Origin of the sequence: Curtobacterium sp. GC_Cur_3 (assembly GCF_026544205.1) — a bacterium.
GTDB lineage: Bacteria > Actinomycetota > Actinomycetes > Actinomycetales > Microbacteriaceae > Curtobacterium.
Genome location: NZ_JALNUI010000010.1, coordinates 75864 through 97076, shown reverse-complemented (window position 1 = coordinate 97076; position 21213 = coordinate 75864). Strand labels below are relative to the sequence as shown.

The 21213-nt window shown below is 71.0% G+C and carries 18 protein-coding genes and 1 tRNA gene; 14 read left to right on the top strand and 5 right to left on the bottom strand.

From position 1 onward, the window contains the following. Positions 1–62: 62 nt before the first annotated feature. Both OXR63_RS07285 and OXR63_RS07280 read right to left on the bottom strand, forming a co-directional pair. The gene (locus OXR63_RS07285; protein WP_267421417.1) at positions 63–1022 is read right to left on the bottom strand and encodes a metallophosphoesterase; all 960 of its coding nucleotides are present in this window, start codon (positions 1020–1022) and stop codon (positions 63–65) included. Beyond that, positions 1019–3583 carry a transglycosylase domain-containing protein gene (locus OXR63_RS07280; protein ID WP_267421415.1) on the bottom strand — a complete coding sequence of 855 codons (2565 nt, stop codon included), beginning with the start codon at positions 3581–3583 and terminating at the stop codon, positions 1019–1021. Before OXR63_RS07280 ends, OXR63_RS07285 begins: the two co-directional genes overlap by 4 nt. A 50-nt stretch (positions 3584–3633) precedes the next feature. Between OXR63_RS07280 and OXR63_RS07275 the strand changes: the two genes are divergently transcribed. Together OXR63_RS07275 and OXR63_RS07270 are read left to right on the top strand one after the other, a co-directional pair. Further along, positions 3634–3792 carry a DUF4177 domain-containing protein gene (locus OXR63_RS07275; RefSeq protein WP_111106559.1) on the top strand — a complete coding sequence of 53 codons (159 nt, stop codon included), beginning with the start codon at positions 3634–3636 and terminating at the stop codon, positions 3790–3792. Beyond that, positions 3789–4250: a RidA family protein gene (locus OXR63_RS07270; protein ID WP_267421401.1), complete on the top strand. Its 462-nt coding sequence runs from the start codon at positions 3789–3791 to the stop codon at positions 4248–4250. The genes OXR63_RS07275 and OXR63_RS07270 overlap by 4 nt, the downstream gene beginning before the upstream one ends. An 85-nt stretch (positions 4251–4335) precedes the next feature. Here OXR63_RS07270 and acs read toward each other — a convergent pair whose 3' ends face one another. Continuing rightward, a complete protein-coding gene (gene acs / locus OXR63_RS07265) occupies positions 4336–6327 on the bottom strand; it encodes an acetate--CoA ligase (protein WP_267421398.1) in 1992 nt (663 codons plus the stop codon). Between the two features lie 677 nt (positions 6328–7004). Here acs and OXR63_RS07260 point away from each other — a divergent pair. From OXR63_RS07260 to OXR63_RS07215, 10 genes are all read left to right on the top strand, one after another. Further along, complete coding sequence (locus OXR63_RS07260; protein ID WP_267421396.1) at positions 7005–8051, top strand: TadA family conjugal transfer-associated ATPase; 1047 nt, start codon at positions 7005–7007, stop codon at positions 8049–8051. Then, positions 8048–8890 carry a type II secretion system F family protein gene (locus tag OXR63_RS07255; protein ID WP_267421394.1) on the top strand — a complete coding sequence of 281 codons (843 nt, stop codon included), beginning with the start codon at positions 8048–8050 and terminating at the stop codon, positions 8888–8890. The genes OXR63_RS07260 and OXR63_RS07255 overlap by 4 nt, the downstream gene beginning before the upstream one ends. Positions 8891–8974: 84 nt before the next feature. Then, positions 8975–9187, top strand: coding sequence for a DUF4244 domain-containing protein (locus OXR63_RS07250; protein WP_267421392.1), 213 nt, complete (start codon positions 8975–8977; stop codon positions 9185–9187). Then, positions 9168–9503, top strand: a complete 336-nt coding sequence (locus OXR63_RS07245; RefSeq protein WP_267421390.1) for a TadE family type IV pilus minor pilin — start codon at positions 9168–9170, stop codon at positions 9501–9503. The genes OXR63_RS07250 and OXR63_RS07245 overlap by 20 nt, the downstream gene beginning before the upstream one ends. After that, positions 9493–9834: an Rv3654c family TadE-like protein gene (locus tag OXR63_RS07240; RefSeq protein ID WP_267421389.1), complete on the top strand. Its 342-nt coding sequence runs from the start codon at positions 9493–9495 to the stop codon at positions 9832–9834. Before OXR63_RS07245 ends, OXR63_RS07240 begins: the two co-directional genes overlap by 11 nt. 143 nt (positions 9835–9977) lie before the next feature. Further along, complete coding sequence (gene topA / locus OXR63_RS07235; protein WP_267421387.1) at positions 9978–12797, top strand: type I DNA topoisomerase; 2820 nt, start codon at positions 9978–9980, stop codon at positions 12795–12797. Beyond that, positions 12794–13426 carry a dTMP kinase gene (gene tmk, locus OXR63_RS07230; RefSeq protein ID WP_267421385.1) on the top strand — a complete coding sequence of 211 codons (633 nt, stop codon included), beginning with the start codon at positions 12794–12796 and terminating at the stop codon, positions 13424–13426. Before topA ends, tmk begins: the two co-directional genes overlap by 4 nt. A gap of 49 nt (positions 13427–13475) precedes the next feature. Beyond that, a complete protein-coding gene (locus OXR63_RS07225) occupies positions 13476–14618 on the top strand; it encodes a DNA polymerase III subunit delta' (RefSeq protein ID WP_267421384.1) in 1143 nt (380 codons plus the stop codon). A 111-nt stretch (positions 14619–14729) separates the two neighbouring features. Beyond that, positions 14730–14802 (top strand) — tRNA-Thr (locus tag OXR63_RS07220). A gap of 163 nt (positions 14803–14965) precedes the next feature. Further along, entirely contained in the window at positions 14966–15652 is a 687-nt protein-coding gene (locus OXR63_RS07215; RefSeq protein ID WP_267421383.1) for an SGNH/GDSL hydrolase family protein, read from the top strand. A 13-nt stretch (positions 15653–15665) separates the two neighbouring features. Here OXR63_RS07215 and OXR63_RS07210 read toward each other — a convergent pair whose 3' ends face one another. Together OXR63_RS07210 and OXR63_RS07205 are read right to left on the bottom strand one after the other, a co-directional pair. Further along, complete coding sequence (locus OXR63_RS07210) at positions 15666–16574, bottom strand: family 16 glycosylhydrolase (protein WP_267421381.1); 909 nt, start codon at positions 16572–16574, stop codon at positions 15666–15668. A 212-nt stretch (positions 16575–16786) separates the two neighbouring features. Then, positions 16787–18466, bottom strand: a complete 1680-nt coding sequence (locus OXR63_RS07205; RefSeq protein WP_267421379.1) for an HAD family acid phosphatase — start codon at positions 18464–18466, stop codon at positions 16787–16789. A gap of 151 nt (positions 18467–18617) precedes the next feature. Between OXR63_RS07205 and OXR63_RS07200 the strand changes: the two genes are divergently transcribed. Further along, positions 18618–19616: a Gfo/Idh/MocA family protein gene (locus OXR63_RS07200; RefSeq protein ID WP_267421378.1), complete on the top strand. Its 999-nt coding sequence runs from the start codon at positions 18618–18620 to the stop codon at positions 19614–19616. Between the two features lie 72 nt (positions 19617–19688). Continuing rightward, positions 19689–21191 carry a D-alanyl-D-alanine carboxypeptidase/D-alanyl-D-alanine-endopeptidase gene (locus OXR63_RS07195; protein WP_267421377.1) on the top strand — a complete coding sequence of 501 codons (1503 nt, stop codon included), beginning with the start codon at positions 19689–19691 and terminating at the stop codon, positions 21189–21191. Positions 21192–21213: the final 22 nt, after the last annotated feature.

Genomic DNA, 21213 nt, shown 5'->3' with positions numbered 1-21213 from the left:
TGAAGTCTAGCGGATGATCGAGGTGCTCACGACCACGCGGCGACCCATCGGGCGCGTCGCGGTCAGGCGGTCCGAGCCGTCAGGGTGACCACGACGGCTTCGGGGCGGACGGCGAAGCGCACGGGTGCGTAGATCGACGTCCCGAGGCCGGCGGAGACGTTGAGCCACGCCCAGTGCGTCCGGTTCTGCCACTGGTGCAGGCCGCTGGCGTACCGGCGGGGGAGGTCGCTGTTCGTGACGAGCGCGCCCACACCGGGGACCGCCACCTGTCCGCCGTGCGTGTGCCCGGCGAAGATGACGTCGGCACCCTGCGTGACGAAGGCGTCGAGGACACGGCGGTAGGGCGCGTGCGTCACACCGATCGAGACCGGAGCGGGGCCGTCCTCGTCCTCGGACCAGGGGACCTCGCCGCGCATCTCGTCGACGTTCGTCGGGAGGACGTCGAGGCGGTCCCAGTCGCGGTGGGCGTCGGAGGTGCCGAAGAGCTCGAAGCGTGAGCCGCGGACCTCGATCGCGCGGGCCCTGTCGTTCAGGTCGAGCCAGCCGAGCGACTCGAAGAACGCCGTCTGCCGCTCGATGTCGAGGTCGACCGCTCGGGCCTTGGCGTGCATCGCGCTCGGGCCGCCGAAGTACTTGAGCGGGTTGCGCGGGGAGGGGCCGAAGAAGTCGTTCGACCCGTAGACGAACGCACCGGGGACACCGCGGAAGGGCTCGAGCGCGTACTCCACCGCGGTGTTGGCGGTCTCGTGCCCGAGGTTGTCGCCGGTGTTCACGATGAAGTCGGGCTCGACCAGGCTGAGGTCACGCAGCCACTGCTGCTTGTCCGCCTGCCACGGGGCCATGTGGATGTCCGAGAGGTGCAGGACGACGACGTCGCGGGCACCCGGCGGCAGGACCGGGACGGTCTCCCACCGGATGCCGAACCGCCGCCGCTCGATGAGTGCGCCCCAGGCCGCGGAGCCCGCACCGACGACGGCGCCGGCCGCGAGGACCCCGAGGCCGGCGCGGCCAGCAGCCGTCACTTGCAGTTCTTTCCGGGCTTGCCGTCCTTGTCGCCGAACAGCTTCAGGGTGATCGGGGTGGTCTTCGCGACGTTCGTGCCGACGCCCGGGTCGACCGCTGCCACGCGGCACTGCTGCTTCGAGTTGCCCTTCTCGAACTGGTCCGACACCGCCACGGAGCCGAAGCCCGCGGAGTTCAGGGTCGCCTGGGCCTCGTTGACCGGACGGTTGCCGACGTTGGGCACGGTGGCCTGCGAGCCGTCGGTCGTGTACACCGTGACGCTGGAGCCTCGGGACAGGAGCGCTCCGGCCGTCGGGGAGGTGGACGACACGGTGCCAGCGGTCCCGCCGCCGGCCTGGACGCCGCCGTCGACGTACGAGAAGCCGGACGACGCCACGAGGGAGCGGGCCTCCTCGGCCGTCTTCCCCGCGAGGTTCGGCAGCGCGATGCTGTTGCCGCGGATCGCCGTCTGGGAGGGGGTCGGGAACGCCCCACCCGGGTGCAGCTGGTTGATCGGCGTCATGGCCTGACGCCACACGTTTGCCCGGGAGCTCGCGTAGGAGCCGCCCGCGCCGCTGTAGTAGTGGCGGAGGTTGGTCTTGCCGCCGTCCGTGTTGCCCTGCCAGTACGCGGTGGTGACCGAGGTGCTCCCACCGACGAGCCAGATCTGGTCGGCCTCGTCGGTCGTGCCCGTCTTGGCGAAGAGCGGTGTGCCGTCCGCGGTCTGGGCTCCGACGGCGGTGCCGTACTTGATGGTGCCCTGCATCGCGTAGGCCGCGGTCGCGGCGACACCCGGGTCGAGGACCTGCTTGCAGTCCTTGGGCTGCCCGCCGAGGCTCTTGCCCTCGGCGTTCGTGATGTTGTCGATGGCGATCGGGGCGCAGTAGGTGCCGCCGTTCGCGATGGTGGCGTACGCGGAGGCCATGGTCATCGGGGCGATCTCGTTGATGCCGAGGACCGAGGTCGGGTTCGACTTCAGCTCACCGCCGTCAGCGCGGTGGACACCGAGAGACTTCGCCGTGTCGCGGATGTCGCAGAGGTCGAGCTTCTGCGCCATGTTGAGGAAGGCGACGTTCACCGACAGTGCGGTGGCGCGCGCGACCGTGAAGTTGCCGTTCTCCCCAGGGCTGTCGTTCTTCGGTGTGTACCCGCCGGCGTAGTAGGGAGCGCCGCACTCGGTCCAGCCGGAGGACATCAGGCGCGGTGTCCCGCTGACGGTCTCGTTGAGCCCGTGGCCGTTCTTCAGCCAGTCGAGCAGCGTGAAGACCTTGTAGGTCGACCCCGTCTGGAAGCCGCTCGACTCGCCGTACTTCTTGTCGACGCTGTAGTTCAGCGACGTCGCCGTCGGCGGGGACTGGATGGACTGGTCGTAGTCCTTGTTCTGCGCCATCGTCAGGATGCGACCGGACGAGGCCTCGATCGAGTTCATCGTCGAACCGAGAGCGAAGCGGCTCTCCGTGTTCGGGTCGTACGTGTTCAGCAGGTCCTTCTGCTGCCCGTTCAGGTTGATGTCCAGCGTCGTCTGGATCGTGTAGCCGCCGTTGCGCCACGCGGTGGCACGGTCCTTCTCGGAACCACCGAGCTGCGACATCTCCTTGACGACCTTGACGGCGTAGTCGCAGAAGAACTGCGCGCCGTTGCCCGCTGCTGCCTGGCAGCCCTGGGTCGGTTCGGTCAGGTGCACGTAGTCAGCGGGCTTCGAGGCGATCGCCGCGTCGAACTGCTCCTGGGTCAGGTGCTTCTGCGCGAGCATCGACTTCAGGATGACGTTGCGGCGCGCGACGTTGGCCTCGTAGTTCTTCGGGCTTGACAGGTTGCGCGTGTTCGGGGACTGCACGATCGCGAGGATCGAAGCGGCTTCCTGCGGGGTGAGGTCCGTGGCGTTCTTGTTGAAGTAGTGCTGCGCCGCGGCCTGTACGCCGTAGGTCTGGTCGCCGAAGTAGGCGATGTTGAGGTAGGCGGTGAGGATCTGGTTGTGCGAGTACTTCTTGGACAGCCCGATCGCGAGCTTCATCTCCTCGAGCTTGCGGGAGATCGACTGCTCGACCGCGGCGTTGTAGGCCTTCTCGCGCTCTTCCTTCGTCGGGAGCTCGAGGGCCTGCTGCATCTTGATGTTGCGGACGAGCTGCATCGTCAGCGTCGAACCGCCACCCGACTCGCCGAGCCCGCCGGCGACACTGCCGACACCGGCACGGACGAGCGAGGTCATGTCGACACCGCCGTGGTCGTAGAAGCGCTTGTCCTCACCGTCGATCGCGGCGTTCTTCAGCTGGTCGCTGATCTCGTCGTACTTCAGCTCCTCGCGGTTCTGGTCGTAGACCGAGGCGAGGTGGACCGGCTTGCCGTTCGCGTACGCGTACAGCTCGTTCCGCTGCGGGAGCTCACCGATCTCGATGTACTCGGGCAGGGACTCGAACACCCCGATCGTCGAGGTCGTCGTGACGCCGGCGACCGCGATGGCCGGGGTGACCCCGATGGTGACCAGGAGGCCGGCGAGCACGCTGAAGCCGGCGAAACCGATGAAGGCGCCGACTGCAGAGACGGGCTTGGTCCGCGATGCAGACGTCTTCTGGGCAGACATAGGATGCAGCCTAAACGACACCCACGACTGAAAGGCTGGCAAGGAACCGCATGACTCGCTGGGAGTACTTCACCACGCCCTTGATGATCCACAACACCACCGCCATCCTCAACAACTACGGGGACGAGGGCTGGGAACTGGTCCAGATCGTCACCGGACCCGAGGGCGGGCTCGTCGCGTACCTGAAGCGTCCGAAGGCCCAGGCGTGAGCGTCGCCGACCGCCTCGCGGAGCTCGGGCTGACGATCCCCGCGGTCGCCGCCCCAGTCGCCGCCTACGTCCCCGCGGTCCTCACCGGGAAGTACGTCCAGACGGCGGGCCAGCTGCCGTTCGTCGACGGAGCACTCCCCGTCACGGGCAAGGTCGGCGCCGAGGTGGACGCCGCGACCGCGACCGCCCAGGCACGCCAGGCGGCCCTGAACGGGCTCGCCGCCGTGCAGAGCGTCGCCGGGTCGCTCGACCGGGTCGCCCGTGTCGTCAAGCTCACGGTCTTCGTGGCGTCCGACCCGTCGTTCACGGGGCAGCCCGGTGTCGCCAACGGCGCCTCGCAGCTCGTCGGTGACGTCTTCGGCGAAGCGGGTGTCCACGCGCGGAGCGCCGTGGGTGTCGCCGTGCTCCCGCTCGACGCGCCCGTCGAGGTCGAGCTGGTGGTGGAGCTGACGGACTGAACCACCGTCGGACGCAACGCGTCCGCACACGCAGGAAGAGCCTCCAGTCCGAACGGGACGGGAGGCTCTTCCTACGTCCGGTGGGCTACATCAGCTCAGCGATGGTCGCCATGATCGTCGGGTCGGCCAGCGTGGTCGTGTCGCCGATGCGGCGGCCCTCTGCGGCGTCGCGGAGCAGCCGACGCATGATCTTGCCGGAGCGGGTCTTCGGCAGCTCCGGCACGATCACGACCTGGCGGGGCTTGGCGATCGCGCCGATCCGGGTGCCGACCCATGCGCGCAGTTCGGCGGCGACGGCATCGCGGTCGACGCCCTCGGCTGCCTCGGTCGTCAGGATCACGAACGCGACGATGGCCTGACCGGTCGTCTCGTCCGCTGCCCCGACGACGGCGGCCTCGGCGACGCCCTCGTGGCCGACGAGCGCCGACTCGATCTCGGCGGTCGAGAGCCGGTGTCCCGACACGTTCATGACGTCGTCGACGCGGCCCTGCACCCAGATGTCGCCCTGGCCGTCGAGCCGGGCGCCGTCGCCGGCGAAGTAGCGGCCGGGGAAACGGTCCCAGTACGTCTCGACGAAGCGGTCCGGGTCGTTCCAGATGCCGCGCGCCATCGACGGCCACGGTTCGGTGATGGTGAGGTAGCCGCTCTCGCCCGGGTCGGCGCGGTTGCCGTCCTCGTCCACGATCTCGGCGACGATGCCCGGCAGCGGCGTCTGCGCTGCGCCCGGCTTGAGCTTCGTGACGCCGGGGAGCGCGGAGATCATGATCGCGCCGGTCTCGGTCTGCCACCACGTGTCGACGATCGGGGTGCGGTCGTGGCCGATGACCTGCCGGTACCAGTGCCAGGCCTCGGGGTTGATCGGTTCGCCGACGCTGCCGAGCAGGCGCAGCGACGACAGGTCGTGCGCGTCGGGGACCTGGCGGCCGGCCTTCATCGCCGCGCGGACCGCGGTCGGGGCGGTGTAGAGGACCGTGACGCCGTACTGGTCCACGAGGTCCCACCAGCGACCGGGCTTCGGTTCGTCCGGGGTGCCCTCGTAGAGGACCTGGGTCACGCCGTTCGCGAGCGGCCCGTAGACGACGTACGTGTGTCCTGTGATCCAGCCGATGTCGGCGGTGCACCAGTAGACGTCCTTCTCCGGGTGCATGTCGAAGACGTTCTTCTGCGTGTACGCGGCCTGGGTGAGGTAGCCGCCCGACGTGTGCACGATGCCCTTCGGCTTCCCGGTCGTGCCCGAGGTGTACAGGATGAAGAGGGGGTTCTCGGCGGGGAAGGCCTGCGGCTCGTGGTGCTCGTCCGCCTTCGCCAGCTCGTCGTGCCACCAGCGGTCGCGGTCGTCGTGCCAGTCGATGGCGTTCTCACCGCGCCGCACGACCAGGACGTGCTCGACGCTGTCCGTGCCCTCGCCCTGCAGTGCCTCGTCGACCGCGGGCTTCAGGGCCGCCACGGCACCGCGACGCCAGCCGCCGTCCGCCGTGACCACGAGCTTCGCGCCGGCGTCCTCGATGCGGGCCCGGAGGCTCTCCGCGCTGAACCCGCCGAAGACCACCGAGTGCACCGCGCCGATGCGGGCGACCGCGAGCATCGTGACGACGGCCTCCGGGATGAGGGGGAGGTACACGACCACGCGGTCGCCCTGGCCGACGCCGAGGTCCGTGAGCATGTTCGCCGCCCGCTGCACGTCCGCGGTCAGCTCGGCGTACGTGATGCGGCGCGTGTCACCGCGGGTACCCTCGAAGTGGATCGCGACCCGGTCACCGTTGCCCGCGCGGACGTGGCGGTCCAGGCAGTTCTCCGCGACGTTGAGCGTGCCGTCGTCGAACCACTTGGCGAACGGCGCGCCCGACCAGTCGAGTGTCCGCGTGAACGGCGTGCGCCACTCGAGGAGCTCCCGGGACTGGTCCGCCCAGAACTGCTCGCGGTCGGCGCCGGCAGCGGTGTGCAGGTCCTCGCGCGCGACGGCGTCGGCGACGAACTCCGGCGTCGGGGGGAACGTGGGCGAGTCGTCGGTGCGTGCGTCGCCGCCGTCGTGGCGTGCGTCGTCGCCTCGGGGGTCGACCTGGGTCGGAGTGGACATCGATGTCCTTTCGCGTCGGTGCGTCCGGTGTGCACACGGAGACTACCGCTCGGCCGGAGGGGGAGGTGCGTCGTGCAACGGGCGGTTCTGCAGGGCGGCGTGGGGCTGTCGTGGTGGGTTCGTGCCGGTGTGCGTCTGGTCGTCGTGGTGGGTTCGTGCGGGTGCGTGTCGTACGCCCTCGGCGGACACGTGCCGGATGCGCGACACGGGTTGCCCCGGATGGCCCGACGTGGGGTACAGTGGTGCTTGCCGGACTCGTTTCCGGCGGCATCGGATCGGATTCCCCCCAATCCTCCGGTGTCCTGGCGGCACCTGTTCCCCCCAACCGGTGCCGCCTCTTCTTTTTCCCGGACGCGTCCAGCGTGATCCGGTGCGTGCTCGGGCCGGTCAGATCGGTCCGATCCGCGCGGTGACGCGGAACAGTGGACAGACCGGTACATGTCGACGCATACACCACCACTGACCGACCGGTGGTACATCGGTGGAACGAAGTTCCCGGGATGCCGATGCCCCGGGTGCCACGGCCCCTGACGGAGCATCTGCTCGCCCGCCGACTGCCCGGGGTACGTCGCTGTCGAACGGGGTACAAAACGTCTCGTTGACAGGACCGTCAAAGGTCCTCCACAGACGGCTGCATGGTCCGGCTCGGTCGCTCCTGCGCTCCCTAGCGTGCCCCCATGTACCGCCACCGCGCCGACGCTCCACCGTTCCTGCCGGGGTCCACCGTGCCCCTCCGGCTCCGCAGCGGCACGGACACGCTGGAGTTCGAGGAGCTGACTCCGTTCGTGCTCGACGACTCCGTGACGGACGTCCTCGTCCAGGGCGGCGTGTCGGTGTGGGTCGACCGCGGGACCGGACTGGTGGACACCGGACTCCGGATCGACGAGACCCGGACCAGGGACCTCGCGACCCGGCTCGTCGCGCTCGGGGGCCGACACGTCGACGAGTCCACCCCGATCGCGGACGTCCGCCACGGCGAGGGCGTCCGCGTCCACGTGGTCCTCGCCCCGGTGGCGGTGCGCGGGACGGCCCTCTCCATCCGGCTCCCGCGCGGCGACCCACCGACGATCGACGCCCTGGCACACAGCGGGGCGTTCGACCGGGTGTCGCGCCGACTCGTCGAGGACGCGGTCACGCGGCGGCGGAACGTGCTGGTCTCCGGTGCCACCGGCAGCGGGAAGACGACCCTGCTCGCGGCGATGCTCGGGCTCGTCCCGCACGACGAACGCATCGTCACGGTCGAGGACGTCGCCGAGCTCCGCATCGACCACCCGCACGTCGTGGGGCTCGAGGCCCGGCAGGCGAACGCCGAGGGAGCGGGAGCCCTCGGGCTCGACCGGCTCGTCCGCGAGGCCCTGCGCATGCGCCCGGACCGGATCGTCGTCGGGGAGTGCCGTGGAGCCGAGGTGCGGGAGCTCATGTCGGCGCTCAACACCGGGCACGACGGCGGAGCCGGGACCGTGCACGCGAACGGGATCGCCGACGTGCCCGCACGGCTCGAGGCCCTCGGGGCGCTGGCGGGCCTCGACCCCGACGCACTCGCGCGGCAGGCCGTCAGCGCCTTCGACCTCGTGCTGCACGTGGAGCGTTCACGGGGCACCCGCCGGCTGGCCGCTGCCGGGAGGCTCGGGGTCGACTCCGCCGGTCGGCTCGCCGTCGCGCCGGCCGCGGGAGCGGACACCCACGCCCGCCGACGTCCGGTCCCGGTCGCCGAGCGCCGGTGAGCCGTCCGGCCCCGACGTTCGACCCGGTCCGCGCGGCCCGGGTGCTCGACCAGGTGGCGACGCTGGTCACGGCTGGGATCCCGGCGCCCCGGGCGATGGCCCTGGCGGCGTTCGACCCCGGTCGGGGGAGCGGCACCCCCGCGTGGGACGACGTCCGCGCCGTGCTCACCGTCGCCGAGCGCACCGGGGCACCCGTCGCGCCGACACTCCGTGCCCTCGCCAGGGCCCTGCGGCGCGCGGCGTCCGGCGACCGGGCCGTCCGGGTCGCGCTCGCCGGACCACGGACCAGTGCGAACGTCGTGCTCATGCTGCCGGCGCTCGGTGTGGTGCTCGGGTCGCTGTGGGGGATCGACACCGCGGGGGTGCTGCTGCGCTCGCCCGTGGGGTGGGTCTGCGGCACGTCCGCGCTGTTCCTGGTCGGCGTCGGTCGTGCCTGGACCGCCCGGATGATCCGCGCCGCCACCCCGGAGGGCGGGGTCCCGGGGGTGCTCCTCGACGCATGGGCGGTGGCGCTCGCCGGAGGAGGCTCCTGGACGAGCGCCGCGGCAGCTGTCCGGGCCGTGATCGACGAGCGGCCGTCGCGGCCCGCCGAGGCAGCACGGCTGCGGGAGACGCTCGACCTGGCACGGCGGGCCGGGGTACCGGCGGCGGCACTGCTCCGGGCCGCCGCTGACGACGTGCGCGACGACGTCGCCGCGGACGCCCTGGCCGCTGCCGAACGGCTCGGTGTCCGGCTCGTGCTGCCGCTCGGGACGTGCGTGCTGCCGGCGTTCGTGCTCGTGGGTGTCGTCCCCGTGGTCGTCGGCATCCTGTCCTCCACCGTCCCGGGTGTCGGGTGACTTGTCCACGGGTGCGTCCGGAGCCGCGTCGTCGGACCGTCCGATCGTGAGGCTGGTCCCACCGAACGCGAAGGGAAGACCACCATGACCACCTCCACTCCAGACGTCCGACCCGGTCGGCGCTCCGACGTGCGCCGTCCTCCTGCACTCGACGATGACCGCGGGTCCGCCACCGCCGAGTACGCCGTCGTGATCCTCGCCGCCGTGGCGTTCGCCGGCGTCCTCGTCGCGGTGATGCGCTCCGGCGAGGTCCAGGCGATCCTCACGGACCTGGTCCGTGGTGCGCTCTCCCTGTGACCGTGGTGCCGTCACGGTCGAGTTCGCCGTCGCGCTGCCGGTCGTCGCCGTTGTCGTTTCCCTCGCGATCGGCGGGGTCCTGCTCGTCGACGCCCAGGGTCGGCTGCAGGTCGCTGCCGTCACGGCCGCGCGGGCCTGGGGCCGCGACGACGCCGACGGTGCCCGAGCCGCTCTGGGGCGGATCGCCGCCGGTGCCGACAGCCGCGTGGACCGGCACGACGGTCTGGTCTGCGTCACCGTCGAGCGCTCCGGCAGCGGACCCTTCTCCGTGCTCACCCTCCGCGCCTCGGGCTGCGCGGCGGACGGTGGACGCTGACCGCGGATCCGCCACGGTGGTCATGGTCGGCGTCGTCACCGTGACGACGGTCCTCGCCACGGTGCTCCTCGCCGCTGCCGGCACCCGGGTCGCGGTCCTGCGGTCCCAGGGGGCCGCGGACGCCGCCGCCGTGGCCGGGGCAGCGGCAGCCGTCGGGCTGGTCCGCGGGGAACCCTGCGCGGCCGCGGACCGGGCCGCCGGCGGCAACGGGGCACGGGTCTCCTCGTGCCAGGTCGCCGACGCCGTCGTCCGGGTCCGGGTGCAGGTCCGCGCCGGACCGTTCACCGTGGAAGCCGCCGCGCTCGCCGGTCCTCCGACCGCCGACGCATGACGACACGACCCGGACATCGACCCGGCGGGCATCCCCGTCACTGTGTGTATGGTGTGCCTGTCGGCCCGCCGGTCATCGATGTCCCGGTCGACCCGGACGCGTCCGCGTCCCAGGGCCGACAGCACCATCGATCAAGGAGTCACGTGCCAGGCACGAAGAAGCTCGTGATCGTCGAGAGCCCCGCGAAGGCGAAGACGATCGCGCAATACCTCGGTGACGGATACGAAGTCCAGGCGTCAGTCGGACACATCCGTGACCTCATCGAGCCCAAGAACCTGCCGCCGGAGCTGAAGAAGGGCTCGGTCGGCAAGTTCTCGGTCGACGTCGACAACGGGTTCGAGCCGTACTACGTGGTCTCCGACGCCAAGAAGAAGACGGTCGCCGACCTCAAGCGCGCCCTGAAGGACGCCGACGAGCTCTACCTCGCGACAGATGAGGACCGCGAGGGCGAGGCCATCGCGTGGCACCTCCTCCAGGTCCTGAAGCCCAAGGTGCCCGTCAAGCGCATGGTCTTCCACGAGATCACCAAGGAAGCCATCCAGCGGGCCCAGGAAGCCACCCGCGAACTGGACACGGCACTCGTCGACGCCCAGGAGACCCGCCGCATCCTGGACCGTCTCTACGGGTTCGAGGTCTCGCCGGTCCTCTGGCGCAAGGTCGGCCCCGGCCTGTCCGCAGGTCGCGTGCAGTCCGCAGCCACCCGACTCGTCGTCGACCGGGAGCGCGAGCGGCTCGCCTTCGTCTCGGCCAACTACTGGGACCTGACCGCTCGGTTCGAGAAGGCCGGCGACAGCGCGTTCACGGCCAAGCTCGCCCGGATCCACGGCACGCGTGTCGCCTCCGGCCGCGACTTCGACGACCGCGGTGTCACCACCTCCGACGCCGTGCGGCTCGACGAGGCCTCCGCCACCGCCCTGACCGCCGTGCTCGAGCGTTCCGGGGACGCCGTCGTGCGGAGCGTCGACTCCAAGCCCTACACGCGTCGACCGGCCGCACCCTTCACCACGTCGACCCTGCAGCAGGAAGCAGCACGCAAGCTCCGCTTCTCCGCGCGGCAGACGATGAGCGTCGCCCAGTCGCTGTACGAGAACGGCCACATCACCTACATGCGAACCGACTCCGCGTCGCTCTCGCAGCAGGCAGTGGCCGCCGCCAGGAAGCAGGCCGCCGAGCTCTACGGCGGGGACACGATCCCGGACAAGCCGCGCAGCTACGCCGGCAAGAGCAAGAACGCCCAGGAAGCCCACGAGGCCATCCGTCCCGCCGGTGACGTGTTCCGCACGCCGTCGCAGATGGAGAAGGTCCTGCGCGGCAACGACTGGAAGCTCTACGACCTGATCTGGAAGCGCACCGTCGCGTCGCAGATGGCCGACGCCAAGGGCTCCACCGCCTCCGTGGTCCTCGGGATCACCTCCACGGAGTCCGTCGAGGGCCTCGCGTCCACGGCGACGGGCACGGACGTCGAGTTCACCGCATCGGGCACCGTCATCACGTTCCGCGGCTTCCTCAACGCCTACGAAGAAGGCCGCGACGAAGAGCGCCACGACGCATCGGCCAACGCAGCGGACGCCAAGCTCCCCGTGATGACCGAGGGCGACCACCTCGGCGTCGACGAGGTCGAGGCCAAGGGACACGACACCTCCGCACCGCCGCGCTACACCGAGGCCAGCCTCGTCAAGACGCTGGAGGAGCTCGGCATCGGGCGTCCCTCGACGTACGCGGCGATCATCTCGACGATCGTCGACCGCGGCTACGTCACCCCGCGTGGCACCTCGCTCGTCCCGAACTGGATCGCGTTCAGCGTCGTCCGGCTGCTCGAGGACTACTTCGGCGACCTCGTCGAGTACGACTTCACGGCCGAGATGGAGAACGACCTCGACCGGATCGCCAACGGCGAGGCGGACCGCGTCGACTGGCTCAAGGGCTTCTACTTCGGTGGCGGTGACCAGCGCGGACTCCGCACGGTCATCGACAACCTCGGTGAGATCGACGCCAGGGAGATCAACTCCGTCGAGCTCTCGCCCGGGCTGACCCTGCGCATCGGTCGGTACGGTCCGTACATCGAGACCCCGAGCGACGACCCGGAGAAGCCCCGCCGTGTCAACGTCCCTGAGGACCTCGCTCCCGACGAGCTCACCGCCGAGAAGGCGCGCGAACTCGTCGAGGCCCCGGTCGTCAGCGACCGTGTGGTCGGGATCAACCCGGAGACGGGAAAAGAGGTCCTGGCCAAGGACGGCCGCTTCGGTCCCTACGTGACCGAGCGCACGCCCGAGCCGGAGCCCCAGGTGGACCCCGCGACGGGAGAGGTCATCGAGACCCCTGCCGAGCCGGAGCCCGTCGCGACGACCGCTGCGGCGAAGAAGACGACCGCCGCCGCCGCGAAGAAGGCCGCGGCCGCCGGCACGACTGCCACCGCGACCAAGGCCAAGAAGCCCGCGAAGAAGGCCGTCGCGCCGAAGGAACGCACCGCGTCGCTGTTCAAGTCGATGGACCCGCAGAGCGTGGACCTCGAGACCGCGCTGAAGCTGCTGTCCCTGCCCAGGACGGTCGGCGCCGACCCGGAGTCCGGTGACGAGATCACCGCACAGAACGGCCGCTACGGTCCGTACCTGAAGAAGGGGACGGACACCCGCACGCTGCCGAGCGAGGACGCGATCTTCGACGTCGACCTCGCCGGTGCGCTCGAGATCTTCGCGCAGCCGAAGTACGGCGCCAAGCGGGCCGCGAGTGCGTCGCTCAAGGAGTTCGAGGCGGACCCGGTGTCCGGCAAGCCGATCAAGATGAAGGACGGCCGCTTCGGTCCGTACGTCACCGACGGTGAGACGAACGCCACGATCCCGCGCGGCGAAGAGGTGGAGGCCGTCGACTTCGAGCGGGCCGTCCAGCTGCTCGCCGACAAGCGTGCCAAGGGCCCCGTGAAGAAGAAGGCCCCCGCACGACGCGCCCCGGCCAAGAAGAAGTGACCGGCCGCTTCATCACGCTCGAGGGCGGCGACGGGGCGGGGAAGACGACGCAGGCCGAACTCCTCACGGCGTGGCTCGAGGCGAACGGCCGGACGGTCGTGCGCACCCGCGAGCCCGGGGGCACCGACCTCGGGCTCCGCGTGCGCGAGATCGTCCTGCACGAGCGGGGACACATCGCCCCGCGCGCCGAGGCCCTGCTGTACGCAGCCGACCGGGCGCACCACGTCGAGACCGTGGTGCGGCCGGCGCTCGCACGGGGAGACGTCGTGCTGCAGGACCGCTACATCGACTCCTCCGTCGCGTACCAGGGGATCGCCCGTGGTCTCGGTGCCGACCGCGTCCGTGACGTCTCGGCGTGGGCTGCCCACGGCCTCCAGCCCGACCGGACGGTCCTGCTCGACCTCGACGTGACGGAGGGGCGTGCCCGCGTGGCCGCCGCTCGCGGTGACACGTTCGACCGTCTCGAGTCCGAGGCCGCCGCGTTCCACGAGACGGTCCGCCGCGCCTTCCTGGACATGGCCGACGCCGAGCCCGACCGCTTCCTCGTGGTCGACGCCGCCCAGCCGGCCGACGACGTCCAGCGGGCCATCCGTCGTGCGCTCGCACCGCTCGTCGGGATCGATGCATGAACGCCAGCACGAGCGCGCCCTCGTCGGTGGTCGCTGCCAGGATGTCCGCGTGAGCGTGTGGGACGGCCTGACCGGCCAGGACGAAGCGGTCGCCGCGCTCCGCAACGCGGCCGAGTCGCCCGACGGCACCGGCGGGATGACCCACTCGTGGCTGATCACCGGCCCCGCGGGTTCCGGCAGGTCGAACGTCGCGACCGCCTTCGCCGCCGCGCTCGTCGGCTCCGGCCCGGACGACGACCACACACTCCGGCAGATCACCGCGCACACGCACCCGGACGTCTCCGTGCTGACGACCCAGCGGGTGATCATCACGATCGACGAGGTCCGGCACCTCGTGACGTCGTCGTACTACTCGCCGTCGGTCGGTCGGTGGCGCGTCGTCATCATCGAGGACGCCGACCGCATGACGGAGCGCACGTCCAACCTGCTGCTCAAGGCGCTCGAGGAACCGCCGGAGCGCACGGTGTGGATCCTCTGCGCTCCGAGTGAGGCCGACCTGCTCCCGACCATCCGGTCCCGCGTCCGTTCGGTCCGGCTCCGGGTCCCCGGCATCGAGTCCGTCGCCGACCTGCTCGTCACGCGGACCGGGGTCGACCGCACCCTCGCCCTCGACGCGGCGCGGCAGGCCCAGAGCCACATCGGCATGGCACAGCGCCTCGCCACCAGCCCCGAGGCCCGGGAACGCCGACGCCGGACCCTGCAGACCGTGCTCGGCATCCGGAGTGTGGGCGAGGCCGTCACCGCCGCGGCCGAGCTCCTCGCCGTTGCTGACGAGGACGCCAAGTCCATCACCATCGAGCGCGACGCGGAGGAGCGCGACGCCACGCTCCGCTCCCTCGGGGTCGAACCCGGGGGCACGGTGCCGCCAGCGCTCCGGTCGCAGCTCCGTGCCATGGAAGAGGACCAGAAGCGTCGGGCCACCAGGAGCCTGCGAGACGGTCTCGACCGCATCCTGGTCGACGTGTCCTCGCTGTACCGGGACCTCCTGCTCATGGGACTCGGCGCACCGGGCGAACCGGTGAACCTCGCGATGCAGGACGAGCTCGACCGCGCTCAGGAGTCGGTCCCGCCGGCGGCTGCGCTCGAGATCCTCGACGCCATCGCCCTGGCACGGCAGCGGATCGCGGCGAACGTCGCGGCGCTGCTGGCGCTCGAGGCGCTCCTGGTGACGCTGGTGCGCGCCCTCCGCTGAGCCGCGCGTCAGCGACCCCGCGCGACACGCGAGGTGCGGTGGGCTCGTTTCGCGCTCGCGCGTCTGGACCTGTATAGTCGTGACCCGTGCCGCTCCGGATCCGGAGCGTCCGCCGCCTTAGCTCAGTCGGTAGAGCGATTCACTCGTAATGAATAGGTCGTCGGTTCGATTCCGACAGGCGGCTCCCTCGAAGGCCCTGGTCAGACCGCGTCCGCACGCGAGTCGGAACAGGGCCTTTCGTCTGCCCGCAGACACCAGCGCACCAGCGCACCAGCGCACCAGCGCACCAGTGCGCACGGGTGCGAGGGCACCTGTGTCGCCGTCAGTGGGTCGCCTACGATGAGACCGTGCCCGCCTCGTCCCGCATGCTGACGCGTCCCGTGACGGCGGTGCTCGTCGTCGCGGCGGTCGTCGCGGCCATCGCATCGACCCTGCTCGCGGTCGCACATGCCCGGCAACCGTCAGCGCAGCCGGTGGTCGCGTTCATGGGTGACTCGTACACGGCAGGGTCACGGGAGGACGACGGCTTCGCCAGTCGCTACCCGGCACTGATCGCGAAGGACCTGGACATCGAGCCAGCGGTGTCGGCCGAACCCGGGGCAGGGTACGTGCGTCCCGGCGTGGTCGGTGTGCCGTTCGCAGACGAGGTGGCAGCGGTCCCGGTCCACGCGGACGTCGTCGTCATCTACGGGAGCCGCAACGACCCGTTCGACGGGAGCGTCGCCGCCGCGGTCGGCCAGGCCGCGTCGGAGCTCATCGCGGCCGTCGAGGAGCGAGCACCGGACGCCGCTGTGGTCGTCATCGGGCCGAGCTACGTCGAGCACCCAATCCCCGTCGGCGGTGTGCAGAACGCGGCGGCGATCAGGAGCGCGTGCGCGGCAGCCGGCGTCCGCTACGTCGATGCACTGGACTGGCTGCAGCACCCGGATCCCGGGGTGATCGGCTCCGACGGCGTCCATCCCACCGCGCTGGGGCACCGCGACCTCGCGAAGCGCATCGGGCCGGTCGTGGCCGAAGCGCTGCAGGAGCGGTGACGCCCTCGCTGCGTCAGTGCGTGGTGGTGGCGACCCAGTCGATGAGCAGGTGCCCCGGCTGACCCCAGTTGCCGACCTGGAACATGTAGCGGTGCGGCGTCGTGGGGACGTTCTCGGTGACGGTGCCGATGAGCTCGCCGTCGAGGTAGTACTTGACGTACTGCCCGGGCACCCAGTCGGTCGTGTAGGTGTGCCAGCCGTGCCACGAGACGTGCGTGTCGATCGACTTGGCCTTGTCCTCGTGACCGGGGACCATCGAGTGGTGGAAGACCGTCGGGCGTCCGTCGAACTGGCCCTCGGGGTAGTTCAGCTCACCGTCCGCACGGACGTTCGAGGTCGGCCACAGCATCACGGCCACACCGTTGGCGGCGCCACCGCTGGCCTTCGCGCGGATGCTGAAGGTCCCGCCGACGTGTGACCAGGCACCGGTCGGCGTGCCGAACGTCCCGGCGGCGCCGTGCGTGCCGTCCATCGCGACGTCCATCACGCCGTCGTGGGCGCTCGTGATCAGGCTGGACCAGTACTTCCCGCCGGTGGCGTCCGGGTAGGGCTGCCAGGCGTTCGCGTAGGTCGCGGCGAACGCGCCACCCGCCGCTGCGGGCGTGTCGAAGCCCTCGGCGAAGGTCGCACCGGCCGGGGGGTTCGTCGTGTGGTAGTTCGCGATCGGAGGCGCCGTCGCCTCGGGCTCGGCCGTCGTGGACGGGGCGGTCGCCTTCGTCGTCGACTCATCGACGGGCGCGGACGCTGCCGACCCGGTCGCCGAGGGCTGCTTCGTCGTGGGAGCGGAGGGAGTGGCGCTCTGCACCGAGCTGCCGGCCGTCCCGGGGGCGGGCTCGGAGGAGCCGGCCGGGGCGACGGTCGCGAGGGCCAGCGCCGCCGCACCCGCCGCCACCACCACCACTGTCATCACACGCTTGATCATGGGAACCCCGCGGAACATCTGCCTCAGGGATCTCCAGGGTCCAGATCGTTCTCGTCATCACCTTCGAGTACGCCTCAACGCTAACGACGAGCGTCCGGGGTGTCTGGTCCGGCAGGCAGGTCAGCGCGGCCTTTGCGGCTTCCCGCTGACATGACAGTGTGCGACGTGGTCACCGTCCCCAGTCCGGGGGACAACCGGCGCAGATCGGCTCCTCACGGCAGGTAGTACGTGGGGTTCGGCAGCTTCACGGACCGGTCGGACGAGCCCCCGAGCAGGTCGCTGAACTGGTCGCCGACGTTCGCCACGACGTCGTAGTGCCCGCCGCTGCGGGACTCGATGTGCGCACGCGTCTGCGACTTGTACTCGACCGTCGTGCACTTCGCGGTGGCGCACTGCACGTACGACGGCTGCTGCGAGGCGCCGACACCGGTCCACTTCGTGTAGTAGGTCTGCGTGCCGCGTCGTTCGGCGGTGAACTGGGGGAACCCGACCCGCTGCAGGTTCGCGATCGTGGCTGCCTTCTGGTCGTCATTGCGGCCGGTCAGCCCGATGACGGTGCAGCCGGACCGCTGCGCCACGGCGACGAGGGACGTCATCGACGGAGTGGCCGGGAAGCGCTGGTCCTGCACCCAGACGTCCTGCTCGGCGGCGTTGAACACGAAGTGCATGTCGGCGACCTCCATGTCGTAGGTCCACAGGGTGGTGTCGTCCGCGTCGAGGACCACGGCGGGGTTGCGGTGCTGGTACCGTCCCGCGGCGCACTGGGCGGCGATGACCGGCGCTTGGCGGGCCACGATCGAACGCATCTCCCGGATGTAGGGGGAGTCCTCCTTGTTCGCGATGCCGGTGCCCGGGTCGCCGTAGTAGGTCGCGATCGTGGACTTCACCGAGTCGATGTTCGGGATGCCTTCTCCGCCCTGCGTGGCACCGGAGGAGCCGTCCGGCGCCATCGTGAACCGGGTGCGCGGTGCGAGTCGGGGCTCGGAGACACCGGGCAGGTTCGTCGAGGGGAGGAAGTAGGTCGGGTTGGGGAGCTTCAGGGTGCGGTCGGCGTACCCGCCCTGCAGGTCGCTCCACTGGTCGCCGACGTTCAGCGTGATGTCGTAGCCGAGGTCCTGCTCGATGTGCTTGCGGGTCTGGGCCTTGTACTCGACGGTGGTGCACTTGGCGGCCGCGCACTGCACGTACGACGGCTGCTGCGAGGCGCCGACACCGGTCCACTTCGTGAAGAACGTGTCGGGGGTGAAGCCCTGGTACCCGACCTCGGTGAGGTTGGCCACGGTGGCCGCCTTCTGGTCGTCGTTCCGGCCGGTGAGCCCGAAGACCGTGAAGCCCATGCGCGACGCGGTGTTCACGAAGCCCACCATCGACGGGGTGGCCGGGAAGCGCTGGTCCTGCACCCAGACGTCCTGTTCGGTGGGGTCGAACACGAAGTGCATGTCCGCCACCTCCATGTCGTACGTCCACAGGGTGGTGTCATCGGCGTCGAGCACGATCGCGGGCTTCTCGCCGCGGCGGACCGCGTGGTCGTGGATGCGCTGCAGCTGCGACGTCTGTCGGGCGACGATGCCGGCCACCTCACGGATGTAGGGCGAGTCCGCCTTGTCCGCGATGCCGGTGCCGGGGTCGCCGTAGTAGGTGGCGATGGTCTTCTTGACGGAGTCGATGTTCGGGATGCCCTCGCCGCCCTGTGTCGCTCCGGAGGACCCGTCCGGCGCCATCGTGAAGGACGTCCGCGGTGTGAGGGCGGCGTCACCGCCGTGGCCGTGCCCGGGCGAGCCCCACCCGTGCGCGGACGCCGGGACGGCACCGACGACCGTCGACGTGACGACGACGGCCGCTGCCGCCGCAGCGACGGTGAGGAACCGGGAAGGGGACGCGGAACGGCGCATGGGGATCCTGATCTCGAGGTGGCGACCCCTGACCGGGGGACACTCGAGCACGCTAGCTGGCAGTCGGCCGTGCAGTCCAGAGCAGTCGCCTGCATGTGGACCGACGCGAACGAACCGGCAGGTGTGGAGGACCCGCTGGTAGACATGGCGCATGACGGTTCGATGGGGAGTCATCGGGACGGGCGGCATCGCCCGGACCTTCGTGGGCGACTGCACCGCGGCGGGGGTGGTGTTCACCGCGGTCGGCAGCCGGACGCAGGAGAGCGCTGACGCCTTCGCCGCCGAGTACGGCATCCCACGCGCGCACGGCAGCTACGAGGACCTCGTCGCGGACGACCAGGTCGACGCGGTCTACGTGGCGACGCCGCACTCCCGGCACGCCGAGGACGCGCTGCTGGCCATCGCCGCCGGCAAGCACGTGCTCGTCGAGAAGGCGTTCACGATCACCTCGGACGAGGCCCGCGCGGTCGTCGACGCCGCACGCCGTGCTGACGTCGCCGTGATGGAGGCGATGTGGACCCGCTTCCTGCCGCAGATGACGATGATCCGCGAGCTCGTGGCCGAGGGACGCATCGGTCGACCCCGACTCGTCGAGGCCACCCACCACCAGGCGCTCCCGGACGACCCGACGCACCGGCTCAACGACCCTGCGCTCGGCGGTGGCGCGATCCTGGACCTCGGCGTCTACCCGATCTCGTTCGCGATCGACGTCCTCGGTGCCCCGACCGCGGTCGCCGCGGCCGGCACCCTGAGCGACCAGGGCGTGGACACGCAGATGGGCATCGTCATGACCCACGAGGGCGGGACCCAGTCGACCGTGCACTTCGCACTCGACGTGCGGAGCCCGAACACGGCGTCGATCATCGGCGAGGACGGCCGGATCGACATCGATGCGACCTGGTACACGCCCACCACCTGGCGACTCCGCGACCGGGACGGCGCCGTCGTCGAGGAGTTCGACGGCCGTGAGGAACTGACCGGCTACGCGCACGAGGTCCGTGCGTTCGAGGCGATGGTCGAGTCCGGCGACCACGAGGGCGGTGCGATGGACCCCGAGGAGACCGTCGTCGTGATGGCCGCCATGGACGAGGCTCGCCGACAGGTCGGCGTCCGCTACGCCGCCGACTCCGCCTCCTCCACAGGTAGCTAGCGCGCGCCCGTCCTCCACATCCCGGCGCCCCGGCCTGGAGGCTCCTCCCGCAGTTCCGTAGGATCGCTTGCGATGTCCGAGCACCAGTCCTTCCCCGACCGCCTCCGCGGCGGCCTGTCCGCGATCCGCGCCTCGATGCAACGGAAGCCGCTGCCGTGGGCGGTCGGCGGACTGGTCGCCGTCGTCGCGATCGGGTCCGGCGGCGCCGTCGCGATCGCGTCGGCCGATGCACCGGCCCCGACGGCCTCGGCCTCTGGACGCACGACGGCTTCGGCCACGCCGACCCGGACGCCCTCGGTGACCCCGACGCCGACGCCGACACCGACACCGACACCCAGCGTCACCCCGACCGCGACGCCGACGCCGACCCCGGCGCAGGCGGCGGCTCCCGCTCGCACGTGCTCGATCGCCGGCGCGGCCTCGGCGCCCGGCCTCGGCAACTTCGAGGGCTTCGTCATGAACGCCGCGACCGGGGAGACCCTGTTCTCCAGGAGCGGCGACACCCCGGCCCAGACCGGCAGCGTCATGAAGACCCTGACGACCGCGACGGCGCTGGCGGTCCTCGGCGGCGGTCACACGATCCCCACCACCGTCACCGACGAGGGCAGCGGCACGATCGCGATCGTCGGTCACGGTGACGCCACCCTGTCGCAGGGCGGTGCCACCGTGTACCCGGGGGCGCCCACACTCGCGCAGCTCGCCCAGCAGGTGAAGGCGCGACTCGGCACGACCCCCGTCACGACGATCGTCACGGACGACACCTACTGGAACGACGCCGACGCCTGGGACCCGACCTGGCCCGTCAGCGAGCGCACCATCGGGTACCAGCCGCGGGTCACCGCGCTGATGGTCGACGGTGACCGGGCGAACCCGGGAGCAGCGACCTCGCCGCGCTCCGAGGACCCGGTCGGACGCGCGGGTGCAGCGTTCCGCACCGCCCTGGCGAACGCCGGTGTCGTCGGTGCCGGCAACGCCCAGCTGGTGAAGCGCGCCACGACGAGCCAGACCACGATCGCGACCGTGTCCTCGCAGCCGGTCTCGACCCTCATCGGACAGATGATCCCGAACTCCGACAACACCCTCGCCGAGATGCTCGCCAGGATCTCCTCCCGGGAGTCCGGCGGTGGCGGGTCCGCCGCGTCGCTCTCCGGCGTGTACCAGCGGGCACTCGCCACCTACGGGGTCGACCCGGCCGGCATCGTCATCAAGGACGGCTCCGGGGAGAGCGCGGCGAACGCGGTGTCACCGGCGTTCGTGGCGCACCTCATGGTCCCGGTCGCCGCCGGTGCGAAGGGCCTCGGCACGCTGGCGCAGGTGCTGCCGGTGTCCGGTCAGTCGGGCACGCTCACCAGCCGCTTCACGGGCGCGAACGCCGTCGCCCGCGGAGCCGTGCACGCCAAGACCGGGTGGATCGACAGCGCGAACACCCTCGGCGGGTACATCGACGCCGCCGACGGCACCAAGCTCACGTTCGCGTTCTACGCCATCGGCTCGCCGAGGGCCTCGGCGCTCCCGGCGCTCGACGCGGTGACCGCGGCCGCGTACTCCTGCGGGAACCGCCTCACGGGGTCCTGAGCCGCCGGGTGTTGGATGGGTC